Source organism: Mycobacterium venezuelense, assembly GCF_054919535.1.
Map to the genome: position 1 here is coordinate 132,481 of NZ_JBONDW010000019.1, position 12,873 is coordinate 145,353.

The 12,873-nt window shown below is 65.2% G+C and carries 15 protein-coding genes and 1 pseudogene; 11 read left to right on the forward strand and 5 right to left on the reverse strand.

The annotated features are described in order from the left end of the window. Together ACRCUN_RS26820 and ACRCUN_RS26825 are read right to left on the reverse strand one after the other, a co-directional pair. Nucleotides 1-666 carry a maleylpyruvate isomerase family mycothiol-dependent enzyme gene (locus ACRCUN_RS26820; RefSeq protein WP_462144656.1) on the reverse strand — a complete coding sequence of 222 codons (666 nt, stop codon included), beginning with the start codon at nt 664-666 and terminating at the stop codon, nt 1-3. Next, nucleotides 653-1,426 (reverse strand): DUF899 domain-containing protein, encoded by a 774-nt coding sequence (locus ACRCUN_RS26825; protein ID WP_462144657.1) that lies wholly within the window; start codon nt 1,424-1,426, stop codon nt 653-655. Before ACRCUN_RS26825 ends, ACRCUN_RS26820 begins: the two co-directional genes overlap by 14 nt. Nucleotides 1,427-1,524: 98 nt before the next feature. Here ACRCUN_RS26825 and ACRCUN_RS26830 point away from each other — a divergent pair, with 98 nt between their 5' ends. The 5 genes from ACRCUN_RS26830 (at nt 1,525) to cynS (ending at nt 5,775) form a co-directional block, all read left to right on the forward strand. Continuing rightward, nucleotides 1,525-1,857 carry an ArsR/SmtB family transcription factor gene (locus ACRCUN_RS26830; protein WP_462144658.1) on the forward strand — a complete coding sequence of 111 codons (333 nt, stop codon included), beginning with the start codon at nt 1,525-1,527 and terminating at the stop codon, nt 1,855-1,857. After that, nucleotides 1,854-2,291: an SRPBCC family protein gene (locus ACRCUN_RS26835; protein ID WP_462144659.1), complete on the forward strand. Its 438-nt coding sequence runs from the start codon at nt 1,854-1,856 to the stop codon at nt 2,289-2,291. The genes ACRCUN_RS26830 and ACRCUN_RS26835 overlap by 4 nt, the downstream gene beginning before the upstream one ends. A 36-nt stretch (nt 2,292-2,327) precedes the next feature. After that, a complete protein-coding gene (locus ACRCUN_RS26840; protein WP_462144660.1) occupies nt 2,328-4,166 on the forward strand; it encodes a fatty acyl-AMP ligase in 1,839 nt (612 codons plus the stop codon). A 280-nt stretch (nt 4,167-4,446) separates the two neighbouring features. Beyond that, on the forward strand, nt 4,447-5,301 hold the full coding sequence (locus ACRCUN_RS26845) for a formate/nitrite transporter family protein (protein ID WP_462144661.1): 855 nt from the start codon (nt 4,447-4,449) through the stop codon (nt 5,299-5,301). Nucleotides 5,302-5,319: 18 nt separating this feature from the next. After that, nucleotides 5,320-5,775 carry a cyanase gene (gene cynS / locus ACRCUN_RS26850; RefSeq protein ID WP_462144662.1) on the forward strand — a complete coding sequence of 152 codons (456 nt, stop codon included), beginning with the start codon at nt 5,320-5,322 and terminating at the stop codon, nt 5,773-5,775. A 12-nt stretch (nt 5,776-5,787) separates the two neighbouring features. Here the strand turns inward: cynS and ACRCUN_RS26855 are convergent, their stop codons facing one another. Both ACRCUN_RS26855 and ACRCUN_RS26860 read right to left on the reverse strand, forming a co-directional pair. After that, the gene (locus tag ACRCUN_RS26855) at nt 5,788-6,192 is read right to left on the reverse strand and encodes a MerR family transcriptional regulator (protein ID WP_462144663.1); all 405 of its coding nucleotides are present in this window, start codon (nt 6,190-6,192) and stop codon (nt 5,788-5,790) included. Between the two features lie 8 nt (nt 6,193-6,200). Next, nucleotides 6,201-7,703, reverse strand: a complete 1,503-nt coding sequence (locus ACRCUN_RS26860) for a SulP family inorganic anion transporter (protein ID WP_462144664.1) — start codon at nt 7,701-7,703, stop codon at nt 6,201-6,203. Between the two features lie 249 nt (nt 7,704-7,952). Here ACRCUN_RS26860 and ACRCUN_RS26865 point away from each other — a divergent pair, with 249 nt between their 5' ends. The 6 genes from ACRCUN_RS26865 to ACRCUN_RS26890 all read left to right on the forward strand — a co-directional run bounded on the left by ACRCUN_RS26865 (nt 7,953) and on the right by ACRCUN_RS26890 (nt 12,698). Next, the gene (locus ACRCUN_RS26865) at nt 7,953-8,609 is read left to right on the forward strand and encodes a maleylpyruvate isomerase N-terminal domain-containing protein (protein ID WP_462144665.1); all 657 of its coding nucleotides are present in this window, start codon (nt 7,953-7,955) and stop codon (nt 8,607-8,609) included. Between the two features lie 92 nt (nt 8,610-8,701). After that, a complete protein-coding gene (locus ACRCUN_RS26870) occupies nt 8,702-9,715 on the forward strand; it encodes an alcohol dehydrogenase catalytic domain-containing protein (protein WP_462144666.1) in 1,014 nt (337 codons plus the stop codon). Between the two features lie 42 nt (nt 9,716-9,757). Continuing rightward, a complete protein-coding gene (locus ACRCUN_RS26875) occupies nt 9,758-10,189 on the forward strand; it encodes a type II toxin-antitoxin system Rv0910 family toxin (RefSeq protein WP_462144667.1) in 432 nt (143 codons plus the stop codon). Between the two features lie 32 nt (nt 10,190-10,221). Then, nucleotides 10,222-10,527 (forward strand): ArsR/SmtB family transcription factor, encoded by a 306-nt coding sequence (locus ACRCUN_RS26880; protein WP_462144668.1) that lies wholly within the window; start codon nt 10,222-10,224, stop codon nt 10,525-10,527. A gap of 138 nt (nt 10,528-10,665) precedes the next feature. After that, nucleotides 10,666-11,553 (forward strand): TIGR03619 family F420-dependent LLM class oxidoreductase, encoded by an 888-nt coding sequence (locus tag ACRCUN_RS26885; RefSeq protein ID WP_462144669.1) that lies wholly within the window; start codon nt 10,666-10,668, stop codon nt 11,551-11,553. Nucleotides 11,554-11,666: 113 nt separating this feature from the next. Next, nucleotides 11,667-12,698 carry a DUF2278 family protein gene (locus tag ACRCUN_RS26890; RefSeq protein WP_462144670.1) on the forward strand — a complete coding sequence of 344 codons (1,032 nt, stop codon included), beginning with the start codon at nt 11,667-11,669 and terminating at the stop codon, nt 12,696-12,698. Between the two features lie 24 nt (nt 12,699-12,722). Here the strand turns inward: ACRCUN_RS26890 and ACRCUN_RS26895 are convergent. Next, a pseudogene (locus ACRCUN_RS26895) lies at nt 12,723-12,873 on the reverse strand (nitroreductase); the annotation flags it as partial.

The window sequence follows — 12,873 nt, forward strand, 5'->3', positions numbered from 1 at the left end:
CTACTCGATGAGGTCGGTATTGGCGGGGCCGAACAGATACAACGAATCCAGGACCGGTGTGGGGTCCCCCGACCATGCCATTGCGGCGAGCTGGGCCCGGCTGCGGCGCCCGGTGCGCCACCGCAACGCCTCGAATCGTGTTGTGTCGAGCCTTAATTCGGAACCGGCGTCGGGACCGCTGCGATACTCCGCGTCCTCCACTGTCACCACCAGCGGCACCGGGGTCCGGAGCATCGCGAGCAGTTGATCGGAGACATCGCGTGCCGCGGCGGAATCCCGTGCACCGGGCCGGCCCAGAGCGGCGCGAATGTCGTGCTCATGCACGACGACGTCACCGAGCGGCGGCTTCAGCCCGTCGGTGTCGGCCCGGCGCGCCAACTCCGCGGCCGCGTCGTTCCACGCGGTCAGAATGCCCGCGGCGTCGAAGGCCTTGAATCGGGCCACCTGGGCGGCGGTTTGTTCGTCGGTGGGCGCCCCGGCCAGGCGGCCGCTCACCCAGTCCTCGGCCACCGCGGTCATGTGTGCCAGCACGTCACGTACCGACCAGCCAGGGCACGCCGCAACAGCTGTGTCCCACAGGGCATCGGACTCCGAAACCAGCGCGCCGATACGGTCTTTCGTCTCCTGGTAGCGACGAACGGCCTGCGCCGCGTCAGTGACTGCCACACGAATCACATCCCTCGGTACGTGGAGGCCGGGGATCCTTCGGGTCGTTCGGATCCGGGTCGCCGAACCATCGCGACGGCTCGTGCTGGGCGTACGTGTCGTGCCATGACCACCACTCATATGGCTTGGTCTGCGGATAGCCTTCCGGTGAGTCCTCCCACGTCTCCTGGCGGCCCAGCGCCGTCATGTCGAGGAAGTTCCAGGTGTTGACGAAGGCCTCGTCACCGCGGTTGTCGATGAAGTACGTGCGGAACACCTGATCGCCGTCGCGGATGAACGCGTTGGTGCCGTGCCACTGGTCGACGCCGAAATCGACGTCGAAAGCGCCGTCCGGTCCGGGTGCCATGGTGTACCAGGGGTGCTGCCAGCCCATCCGCGTTTTGATCCGCTGAATATCGGCCTGCGACCCGCGTGAGGCGTACACGAGCGTGGTGTCGCGGGCGTTCAGATGCGCGAGGTTGGGAATGTGGTCGGCCATCAACGAGCAGCCGACGCAGCCGTGTTCGGGCCAATCGTCCACGCCGGGATCGAGAAAGGCCCGGTACACGATCAGCTGACGCCGGCCGGCGAACAGGTCGAGCAAAGAGACCTTGCCTTCGGGCCCCTCGAACTCATAACGCTTCTCGACCGGCGTCCACGGCATCCGCCGTCGCATCGCAGCCAGCGCATCCCTGGCCCGCGTCATTTCTTTCTCCTTGACGAGCATCTGCTGGAGTGCGGCGTCCCATTCGGGCGCCGACACGATCGGAGGCGGCTTCATGTGTGGTCCTTCCGTCATCGCGACTGCCTCAAACATTCAACAGCTCGGTTTAATATCTGTTTCCAGCACAGCACAGGGCACCCGCTATAGTCAACAATGTGGTTGAAGATCAGGTGCTGGACCGGGCGTACTCGGCACTCGCCGATCCGACCCGACGGTGGCTTCTGGAAACTCTGCGGCAGGGTGATGCCCGCATCAGCGACTTGGCCGCGCCGCTGCCCATGACGTTTGCCGGAGTTTCGCGCCACATCGGTGTGCTGGAATCGGCTGGACTCGTGCAGCGCGAGATCCGGGGCCGTGAGCACTGGTTGTCGCTGAAACCGGATGGTTTGACGATGGCGCAGCAGTGGATCAACGAACAGACCGACTTCTGGTCGACACGCGCGGACGCGCTCGCAGCGCGGCTGCGACGGAAGGGGCAATCACGATGACCGACGCGGCAACCGTGCACGTTCAGCGTGTCATGCCCGCGACGCCGGAGGTGGTTTTCGACCAATGGCTCGATCCGGAATCTCTGGCTGACTGGATGTGCCCGCGCCCCGTGCGCTGCGTCGCCATCACGGTCGAGCCGCACGTGGGCGGAAAGGTCCGGTTCGATGTCGACGATTCGGGCACAAGCGTTCTCATCACCGGTCAGTTCCTGACGATCGATCGTCCTCACGTGCTGCGGTTCACGTGGAGTAACTCCGACTGGGCAGATCCCACCGTCGTCAGCGTCGTCAATGTCGCGTTCGAGCCGGTCGGCGACGATGAGACGCTGATGTCGATCGTGCACTCGATGCTGCCGGCGGAGGAGTTCGACGACTTCCACAACGGCTGGATACTCACCTTCGAACAGTTGGCCGCTGTACTCGCGCGCCGCTGAGGAAGGCCGGTCTGCACGGCGACCTACACTGCGGGCATGGATAGCGCCTCCCGGGACGAGTACGAGGCTCCGAGCGGCCTGCTGCGGATCGAGGACTGCCTCGACGGCGACGGTGGCATTGTGCTGCCGCCGGGCACCACGCTGATATCCCTGATCGACCGCAACGTCGAGAACGTCGGCGGCTCGGTGGCCTATCGGTATCTCGACTACAGCCACTCTGAGGGCGAACCCGTCGAGTTGACCTGGAGCCAACTGGGTGTGCGGCTGCGCGCCGTCGGTGCGTATCTGCAGCGGGTGGCCGGGCGCGGTGACCGAGTCGCCATCCTCGCACCGCAGGGGCTCGACTACGTCGTGGGCTTTTTCGGCGCGATCAAAGCCGGGACGATCGCGGTACCGCTGTTCGCACCGGAATTGCAGGGGCACGCCGAGCGGCTCGACACCGCGCTCACCGACGCACGGCCCAGCACGATTCTGACCACCGCGGCCGCCGATACCGCGGTGCAGGAGTTTCTGTCCAAGGTTCCCGTCGGTCAACGCCCGCAGGTTGTCATCATCGACGACATCCCGGATGCGCTCGGCGACACGTTCGAGCCGGTGGTCGTCGACGTCGACGACGTGTCGCATCTGCAGTACACGTCCGGTTCGACGCGACCCCCGGTCGGCGTGGAGATCACTCACCGTGCGGTCGGGACGAACCTGCTGCAGATGATCCTCTCGATCGACCTTTTGAACCGAAACACCCACGGCCTCAGCTGGTTACCGCTCTACCACGACATGGGCCTCTCGATGATCGGCTTCCCGGCCGTGTATGGCGGGCACTCGACGTTGATGTCGCCGACGGCGTTCGTCCGTCGTCCGCAGCGCTGGATTCAGGCGATGGCGGCCGAGTCGCGCCACGGCCGGGTGATCACCGCGGCGCCGAATTTCGCCTACGAGTGGACCGCTCAGCGCGGGGTGCCGGACGAGAGTGCGGGCGTGGACCTGAGCAATGTCGTCCTCATCATCGGTTCCGAACCGGTCAGCCCCACCGCAATCGCGACGTTCAACAAGGCGTTCGCGCCCTACGGATTGCCTGCGACCGCGTTCAAACCGTCGTACGGCATCGCCGAGGCCACCCTGTTCGTCTCGACGATCGCCCCTGCGGCGCAGTCTTCCGTAATCTACTTCGACCGCGAGCGACTCGCCGAAGGGCATGCGGTGCCCGTAGCGGCCGATGCTGTCGGCGCGGTTGCCCACGTGTCGTGCGGCCAGGTCGCGCGCAGCCAGTGGGCGGTGATCGTCGATCCCGACAGCGCCGACGAACTTCCCGACGGTGCGGTAGGCGAGATCTGGTTGCACGGCAACAACATCGGCCGTGGGTACTGGGGCAGACCCGACGAGACGCGCAAGACGTTCGGCGCCGCACTGCGTTCGCGGCTTTCGGCGGCCAGCCATGCCGACGGCTCGCCCGCCGGCGCCACCTGGTTGCGTACGGGCGACCTCGGGGTATATCTCGACGGCGAGCTCTACGTCACCGGGCGGATCGCGGATCTGGTGGTCATCGGCGGTCGCAACTACTACCCGCATGACATCGAGGCCACGGTCGCCGATGCGTCGGCGCTGGTGCGGCGGGGCTATGTCACGGTCTTCTCGGTGCCCGCGGAGGACAACGGCGGTCAGCTGGTGGTGATCGCCGAACGCGCGGCGGGCACCGGGCGAACCGATCCCGCGCCGGCGATCGCCGCTGTGCAGGCCGCGGTGGCCAATCGGCACGGGCTCACGGTCGGCGACGTGCGGTTCCTTCCGGCCGGGGCGATACCGCGCACCACGAGTGGCAAGTTGGCGCGTCGGGCCTGCCGCGCGCAATACCTGGATGGAACATTGGGCACGCATTAGTGCGGCCTGCCGGGCGAACACCACTGCTCACAACCGGCAGTCGGGGTGAGTGAAAAGTATGTGACGTGATCCTCTCAGTCGATTCACATCCATGACACAACCGATTGCCAGACTGGCCGCATCACCTATGTGGGCAAGGTCCGCCGAGACCGCGAGCCCGCCGCGCACGTGAGGAGCAATCGAGCGTCGCGCACGTGAGGAGCAATCGATCGGTTGCTCCGGATCTTCGGGTAGCGCCATCGCCGGTCGCTGCCCGGTGGCCTATGGAAGGACGCTGACCGTGTCATATGTCAACCCGCCCGAATTCGTCACGAAGATGATCGATGCCGGCGAGAACAAGGCATTCATGTCCACCAGGGACACCGTGATCCGCGCTTACATGGCGGGGGCGATTCTCGCGCTGGCGGCGGCGTTCGCGGTCACCATCACGGTGCAGACTGGCAACGCGCTCCTCGGAGCGGTGCTGTTCCCGGTCGGTTTCTGCATGCTCTACCTTCTCGGATTCGACCTTCTCACGGGCGTTTTCACGCTTGTCCCGCTCGCTCTGCTGGACAAACGGCGCGGCGTCACCGTGCGGTCGATGCTGCGCAACTGGTCGCTGGTCTTCATCGGCAACTTCGCCGGTGCGATCACCGTCGCGGTGATGATGGCGGTCATCCTCACGTACGGGTTCACCGTCGACCCCAACGAGGTGGGCCAGCGGCTTGGGGAGATCGGTTCCAGCCGCACAGTGGGTTACGCCGAACACGGTGCCGCGGGCATGCTCACGCTGTTCATTCGCGGGGTGCTGTGCAACTGGATGGTGTCCACCGGCGTCGTGGCCGCGATGATGTCCACCTCCGTGTCGGGCAAGGTGATCGCGATGTGGATGCCCATCATGCTGTTCTTCTACATGGGCTTCGAGCACTCCATCGTCAACATGTTCCTGTTCCCGTCCGGTCTGATGCTCGGCGGCGACTTCTCGGTGGCTGACTATCTGATCTGGAACGAGATCCCCACTGTCGTCGGCAATCTCGTCGGTGGTCTGGCGTTTGTCGGCCTGACGCTCTATGCGACGCACGCCAGGACGGGCAGTGACTGGAACCGGCCCGCGGCGCCCGACGAGTTCAAGCTCCCCGCTGAAGCCAACGCGTGACTGGGGCATGCTGATCAGATGACCAGAGATGAGATAACGGCCGAAATCGTCGCAGCCCGATTGCTCAAGGGCCTCACGTGGCAGGAACTGGCCGACGCGATCGATAAACCGGTCGTGTGGACGGTCGCCGCGCTGCTGGGACAACATCCGGTGCCGGTCGAGTGCGGCAAGGTGATCGTCGACATGCTGGGCCTGGACGAAACGGCGATCCCGGTTCTCGCGGCCGTACCCATGCGCGGTGGCCTGCCGACGGCCGTGCCGACCGATCCGACGATCTACCGCTTCTACGAAGCGCTCCAGGTATACGGCGGCGCGGTCAAGGAACTCATTCACGAGCAGTTCGGCGACGGCATCATGAGCGCGATCAACTTCAGCCTCGACGTGCAACGCAAGCCGCACCCTGCCGGTGACCGGGTGGTCGTGACGTTCGACGGCAAGTTCCTGCCCTACGACTGGACGGCGGCCGAAGGCTGATCCGCGTCCTGGTCAGTCGGTGCGGTAATCGGCGAGTTGAGCGGTGAGTTCGTGTGCGTAGGAAAGCTGCCTGGTGAGCTTTTCGCACGCTTCCTGCGCCCGCGCGTGACACTCGCCGAGGTGTGTGATGGCCTGTGCACGTTCGCTTTCCGACGCGGCGGACGTGTGCACGGTTTCGAGTGCGGCGAGTAGTTCGCGCATCTCATCGAGGGTGAACCCGAGCGGTTTCATGCGGCGGATGGCGAGCAGGCGGTTGACGTCGGCCACGGTGTACAACCGAAATCCTCCGGCGGACCGAGCCGAGGGCATGACGAGTCCGACCTCGTCGTAATGCCGGATCGTCTTGATCGAAAGCTCGGTTCGTGCCGCCACTTCGCCGATCTGTAGGCGCTCTTGGTCGGTTTCGCCGGTACTCATGTGGCCGCCTAATGCGCTGCGGTGAGACGGCCGCTGAGCCGGCGGTGACGTTCGGCGCTGCTGTCATTCATACCGATGATGGTGACATTCTTGCCTTTGGCCGCGTACTTGGTGGTGATGGCGTCCAAGGTGGCTACCGTCGAAGCGTCCCAGATGTGCGCCTCGCTCATGTCGATGACGATGTTCGCCGGATCGCCGGCATAGTCGAATTGATAGACGAGGTCGTTGCTCGAGGCGAAGAACAGCTCACCCTTGACCGCATACACCCGGGTGTCCGCATCCGGGTGCGCGACTTCGGCGACATCGGTCAGATGTGCGACCCGGCGGGCGAACAGAACCATTGCGGCCAGCGTTCCGACCACCACGCCGTAGGCGAGATTGTGGGTGGCGACCGTTACCGCGACGGTCGAGACCATGACGGCCGTCTCGCTCTTCGGCATGCGCCGCAGGGTTTTCGGATTGACGCTGTGCCAATCGAGCGTGGCAACGGAGACCATGATCATCACGGCGACGAGGGCTGCCATCGGGATCTTGGCGACGATGTCGCCAAGGCCGACAACCAGTCCCAGCAGTAGCGCTCCGGCCAGGAAAGTCGAGATTCGGGTCCGCGCACCGCAGGCCTTGACGTTGATCATGGTCTGGCCGATCATCGCGCAACCGCCCATGCCGCCGAAGAACCCGGTGACGATGTTGGCCACACCCTGTCCCAGGGCTTCGCGTGACTTGTTGGAGTGGGTGTCGGTGATGTCATCGACCAGCTTGGCGGTCATCAAGGATTCCAGGAGTCCGACGACGGCCATGGTCAACGCGTAGGGCGCGATCACCGCGAGGGTGTTCAGGGTGAGCGGAACATCTGGGAACAGAAGGGCCGGCAGGCTGGACGGAAGCTCACCCTCATCGCCGACATTCGGCACCGACCAGCCGAACCCGACGCAGGGGGCGGTCAACAGCACGATCGCGACCAGCGGTGCGGGGATCACGGTGGTCAGCTTGGGCAGCGCCACGATGATCGCGATCCCGACCACGACGAGCGGATACACCAGCCAGGGCACGCCGAGCAGGTGCGGCAACTGCGAGATGAAGATGAGAACGGCAAGGGCGTTGACGAACCCCACCATCACGCTCCGCGGGACAAAACGCATCAGCTTCGCCACACCGAGGCCACCGAGCGCCAGCTGCAGCACTCCGGCCAGGATCACTGCGGCGACGAGGTAGTCGAGCCCGTGACTGTGCACGAGTGGCGCCACGACGAGCGCCACTGCACCGGTGGCCGCCGAGATCATTGCGGGCCGGCCACCCACGATCGCGATGGTGACCGCCATCGTGAAGGACGCGAACAAACCAACCCGCGGGTCAACGCCGGCGATGATCGAGAACGAGATCGCCTCCGGAATCAGCGCCAGGGCCACCACGAGCCCGGCGAGCACCTCGGTGCGCAGCCGGCGGGGTGACCTCAAGGCGGCCAGCACCGACTGCTCCTCACGCGGATTGGTCGTCCCCGGTAGCGCCACCACAACTCCGTTCTGCCGCCGCACACAATTCAGCGCGGCGTGGTCGTTTCCTTGCCAGAAAGCGCGTCATTGCGCGAAAGGCGTTTCCCGGGAATCGTTTTCACCGAAAATCAGCATCCGTTCGGGAGGTCGTCAGAGATCCTCTAGTGCCGGAGCGCAACTCTACCCAAAGGGGAGAGTTGGTGACCAAATCGACGGACGCAACTGTGCGCAAGCGCACACCGCCGCGGCCGCTGCTAGCTTGCGGTTGTGGATCTCTTTTCGGCGACGTGGACGGCGCTGCGTTCGGCGGTGGCAGCCCTCGCAGACGAGGAGTTCGCGCAGCCATCGGGGTGTACGGGATGGCTCGTGCGAGACCTGGTGTGTCATCTGATAATCGACGCCCAGGACGTGCTCATCACCTTGGTGACGCCGACCGATCGGCAACCGACGCGCAACGCAGTGACCTATTGGGAAGTGTCGGCGACACCGCCGTCGGGCGACGACCCCCTCGATGCGGTGACCGTCCGGCTGGCCGCGGCCTACGAAGAACCGTGGCTGCTCAAGTTCCACCTCGACGATGTGGGTTCGGCCGCCGGGCGCGCGGCCGCGCTGGCCGACCCGGGTCTTCGGGTCCATACACGCGACGAGGTGTTCGCGGTAGGCGATTATCTGCGCGCTTACGTTCTGGAGTGGACACTGCACCATCTCGATCTCGTCGCGAACCTGCCCGGTGCCGCGGGACCGCCTGCGGCCGGGCTTGCCGAATCGCGCAGCATGCTGGAGCAGATCGCCGGCACGCCGTTTCCCGCCTCGCTGTCCGATGAGGACGTCTTGCTGGTGGGCACCGGCCGACGTGAGGCGACCGCGGTGGAAAAGCTCGCGCTAGGTGAGCTGGCCACGAGGCTTCCCTTCGTCGTCGGCTGAACGTCCGGCTGAAATACCCGGTACCCGCTAGCCAGGCGGGGATTTGCGGATGAAGATGACTGGGTACATCGACGGCGACGGTAAGGATGCCCATGTCTACTCATCGAGCTGTTCACGTCCATTCCACCGGCGGCGCCTTGAAACTGGCCGACGCGCAGACCGTTCCGCCCGAGCGCGGCCAGGTTCGCGTTGCGGTCGCCGCATGCGGCGTGTGCGGCACCGATCGCGCAATCGTCAACGGTGGTTTTCCCGGGGTCACCTTTCCGTTGACACCGGGTCACGAGATCGCCGGTACCGTCGCTGAAATTGGGCCTGGCGTAGACGATTTCGCAGTGGGAGATCGCGTTGCGATCGGCTGGTTCGGCGGCGCCTGCGGCAAGTGCGTGCCCTGTCGCAAGGGGCTGTTCATCCACTGCGTGAACGGACAGATACCCAGCTTGCACTATCCGGGCGGTTACGCGGAATCGGTGACCGCCCCCGCGAACGCGCTGGCCCGGATACCGGACGAGCTCTCATTGGCCGAAGCCGCGCCGATGGGTTGCGCCGGTGTGACGACCTACAACGCGCTTCGGCACACACATGCCAAGCCCGGTGATCTGGTGGCGGTGCTGGGACTGGGTGGTCTGGGCCATCTCGGTGTGCAGTTCGCCAACGCAATGGGCTTCGATACCGTCGCCATCGCGCGCGGCCCCGAACGGGAATCCGATGCCCGAGCTCTCGGTGCCCGGCACTACATCGATTCCAGGGCCGAGGATGTCAGCGCGCAGTTGCAAGCGCTTGGTGGCGCCGCCGCGGTCCTGGCGACCGTCGGGAATTCGCAGGCGATGGCCGACACGGTGGGCGGCCTCGCGCCCCGCGGCGAATTGGTCGCCGTCGGCGTGACGAGCGAGCCGTTGTCCATCAGTCCCGCGCAACTGATTCAGCCCGCGCTGAGCATCTCCGGGCATCCGTCGGGTACCGCCAGGGATGTCGAGGAGACGATGCGTTTCGCGGTGGTGTCGGGTGTGCGCGCATTGATCGAAGAGCGACCGCTGGCCGACGCGGCTGACGCGTACGCCGCCATGGAGGAGGGACGCGCGCGCTACCGCATGGTGTTGACGATCTGACCGCGCCCGACGGCGAAACACCGGCGCATTACCATCCAACGCATGGCCAAGCTGGAGCTCTCCCGCGAACTGTCGATCAGCCAGGAGAGCGCGTGGGAACACGCCTCCGATCTCAACGGGCTCGGTGACTGGTTGGTGATGCACGAGGGCTGGCGCAGCGACGTGCCCACGGAGCTGACCGCCGGCACAACGCTGGTCGGCGTCGCGGGTGCCAAGGGTATGCGCAACCGAGTCACGTGGACGGTGCAGAAGATTGACCCGCCCCAGCTTCTCGAAGTCACGGGTAAGGGCGTCGGTGGGACGAAGTACGGGCTGAAGATGAAGGTGAAACCCACGGCGTCGGGATGTGCGTTCGTGGTCACCATCGATCTGGGCGGCCCGCCACTCTTCGGGCCGATCGGATCGGTGGCGGCTCGTGCGGTCAAGGGCGACATCGAGCGGTCGATCAAACAGTTCGAAGAAATCTACGCGTAAGGAACGTCGGATGGGCAGCGGATGGGTCGCGCATGAAATCGGTCGCCCCTGAGGGCATGGCGGTTCTGCAAGCGCTGGCTGATCCGGTTCGCGTCGCAATCGTGCGCCAACTTGCCGAGTGCGGCGGGGCGGGCGAACTCGTCTGTGGCGACCTCGACGTGCCCGTCGTGAAGTCGACCGCGAGCCACCACATCAGGACCCTGGCACTGGCGGGGGTGATCGGCGAGCGCGAAGAGGGCCGGCGCAAATGGTTGTGGCTCAAACGGGCTGAGCTCGATGACCACTTTCCCGGCCTCATCGACGCGGTCCTTCGGGCCACCGCCGACGAAGAACAGTAAATACCGCACGCTGCGTATAAGTATTGTTCGACTAATCTCGAACAATCATCGTAGGATCGCTGTCGAGCGGGCCGACGGCCGTCGTCGGTGAAAACAATTCTGTGGCAATGGTTTGCGCGGTAATGGTTAGGGGGCGCGATGCTCGGGTTCACCCTGCCGCAATTCGGCCGGTTCGCACGCGATGATCTGGTTCGCTTCGCCGTCTCCGCCGAGAACCTGGGCGCGGCCAGCCTGTGGGTCGGTGACAGATTGCTCGCCCCGGTAGACCCGGTGCGCGGCGTTGACGGCACAGATGTCGTGCCGCCGCTTTTTCGCACGGCATTCGACCCATTCGTGGCTCTGTCGGTAGCCGCCGCGGTGACCAACAGGCCGCTTCTGGGCAGCAGCGTGTTGGTCGCACCGTGGTATCCGCCGGTGCAGCTCGCCCGCCACCTGACGAGCATCGACGTCGTGAGTGGGGGCCGGTTGCTCGCCGGCCTGGGTATCGGATGGTCGCCCGAGGAATTCGAGGCAGCGGGTGCGCCGATGCGCGGGCGTGGTGCACAACTCGACGAATTACTCGATGTACTCGACGTGCTGTGGACTTCGGCGCCCGTGCAGCACAGTGGTTCGCGCTGGTCGATACCGCCGGCATGGATCGATCTGAAACCAGTGCAACAGCCGCGCCCGCCGGTGTACCTCAGCGCTTTCACGCCTGCCGCGCTCGGGCGGATCGGGCGCCGCGCCGACGGCTTTCTACCGGTGGTGCATGCTCCGGGCACCGGGTTTCTCGACGAGTTGAGATGGCAACGACAGATCGTCGACGACGCGGCGACTGCAGCGGGCCGCGATTACGCGGCGATTCGGACTCACGTACGAGTGAATGTTGCTTCTGGTACGAGCATCGGCGAGGTGGCTGACATCGTTCGGGCGTTAATGGACAACGGTTATCCTGACGCGTTTGTTGACCTGATGTATGTCACCTCGGGTGTTGACGAGATGCTCGAGTGGGCCGGAAGTCTCCTGGGCGCATTGGGCCGAGGGTGACTGTTTCGGGTAGTCGGCTACGCGTGCCGACGCGAAGCCGTCTCGATACCGTGCATTCGGGCGTAGCGGAAATCCGTTGTGCCCGAGTCAGACATCAAGGAGAGGAGACGTCCATGGCGCTCAACTATGGGGTGTTGCGAGCTCGGCCAGATCGGTTCGTCCGCGAGGACGGCGATTCCACGCCGCACCTCCAGATCCGCGCGATCGACGACTCCGGGCAGCCATGGCGTGTCGCGGTCAACGTGCAGTCCAACGATGGCAGCGAAGTGGTGTTCTGGGTTGTGGACCCGTTGGTCGGCCATCCGATCCTCGGCGGTCTTCCCGATGCGGCGTCGGGCTTCACGGCGCGGCCTGCCACGTCGACGGCGTCCCTCGACTATGTGAAGTCGCCGATGTTCGACTTCACGCTCGGCCGCGCCCTGCCGCCGAGCGGAAACGCAAACGCCGACGACCTGCAAGACCTCTTGGTCCTCTACCTCAACCAGTGCAAAGCTGCGTTCGGCGAGCTCTACGCGTTCGGCGCGAAGTTCGACCGCAACCTGAACAAACCGATCGACGCCGAATTCGGCAATACCGACGGCTTGCACGGGATCCACGACATCCATATGAATCAGGGCAACGTCGGGGCGCACGCCGACGACAACGGCGCGTTCCACGACGGTGGCCTGCTGTTGGCGTTCCCGGACCGGATTGTGGGGCTGTTCTTGGCGTTTCAGACGCAGCGAGTGCCGACCGATGCCGTCGGCGCGGCGGCTCCCGGCGCGCAACCACTGTCGCGGCTCATCACTGGCCAACCGGGAGTACCCACTCCGGCGGCGGCTCCGGCCTATCTGGAGCGGGCGCTCATCAATCCGGCAGGCACCGATCCCGGCGCGGAATCGGTTGTCATCGGCAACTTCGCGACGACCGCAACCTCATTGCACGGCTGGCGGATCGTCGACCGCAACGGCCGGGAGACCAAGCTGGATGCCACGCTGGCCGGCGGTATGTCGGCCGTAATCGTCCTCGACGGCACGGGCGTGCAACTCGGCAACAGCGGAGGAAATCTCATTCTGGTCGACGACCAGGGCAACCAGATCGACAGTGTGACCTACTCGGCTGCCGATGCGGCGACGGTCGACCGCTACGTGCGGTTCCAGCGATGACGTTCGCGCACAGGCTGTTTCACGCTAGGCGTCGACGAAGGTGACGGTTTCGTCGAGGGGTGCGCGGCCGGTGCGGACGTAGGGGACGGTGGGGTCTTCGTGGCCGATGGACATGCCGCAGAAGAGTATGAGGTTGTCGGGAGGTGAAAGTTCGTCGGCGACGGTTTGGCGGACT

Bases quoted from the DNA above. Each gene is read 5' to 3' on its own strand.
- ACRCUN_RS26890 (WP_462144670.1), top strand. From the start codon at position 11,667: ATGGCGCTCAACTATGGGGTGTTGCGAGCTCGGCCAGATCGGTTCGTC.
- ACRCUN_RS26835 (WP_462144659.1), top strand. From the start codon at position 1,854: ATGACCGACGCGGCAACCGTGCACGTTCAGCGTGTCATGCCCGCGACG.
- ACRCUN_RS26840 (WP_462144660.1), top strand. From the start codon at position 2,328: ATGGATAGCGCCTCCCGGGACGAGTACGAGGCTCCGAGCGGCCTGCTG.
- ACRCUN_RS26875 (WP_462144667.1), top strand. From the start codon at position 9,758: ATGGCCAAGCTGGAGCTCTCCCGCGAACTGTCGATCAGCCAGGAGAGC.
- cynS (WP_462144662.1), top strand. From the start codon at position 5,320: ATGACCAGAGATGAGATAACGGCCGAAATCGTCGCAGCCCGATTGCTC.
- ACRCUN_RS26870 (WP_462144666.1), top strand. From the start codon at position 8,702: ATGTCTACTCATCGAGCTGTTCACGTCCATTCCACCGGCGGCGCCTTG.
- ACRCUN_RS26880 (WP_462144668.1), top strand. From the start codon at position 10,222: ATGAAATCGGTCGCCCCTGAGGGCATGGCGGTTCTGCAAGCGCTGGCT.
- ACRCUN_RS26885 (WP_462144669.1), top strand. From the start codon at position 10,666: ATGCTCGGGTTCACCCTGCCGCAATTCGGCCGGTTCGCACGCGATGAT.
- ACRCUN_RS26825 (WP_462144657.1), bottom strand. From the start codon at position 1,426: ATGAAGCCGCCTCCGATCGTGTCGGCGCCCGAATGGGACGCCGCACTC.
- ACRCUN_RS26855 (WP_462144663.1), bottom strand. From the start codon at position 6,192: ATGAGTACCGGCGAAACCGACCAAGAGCGCCTACAGATCGGCGAAGTG.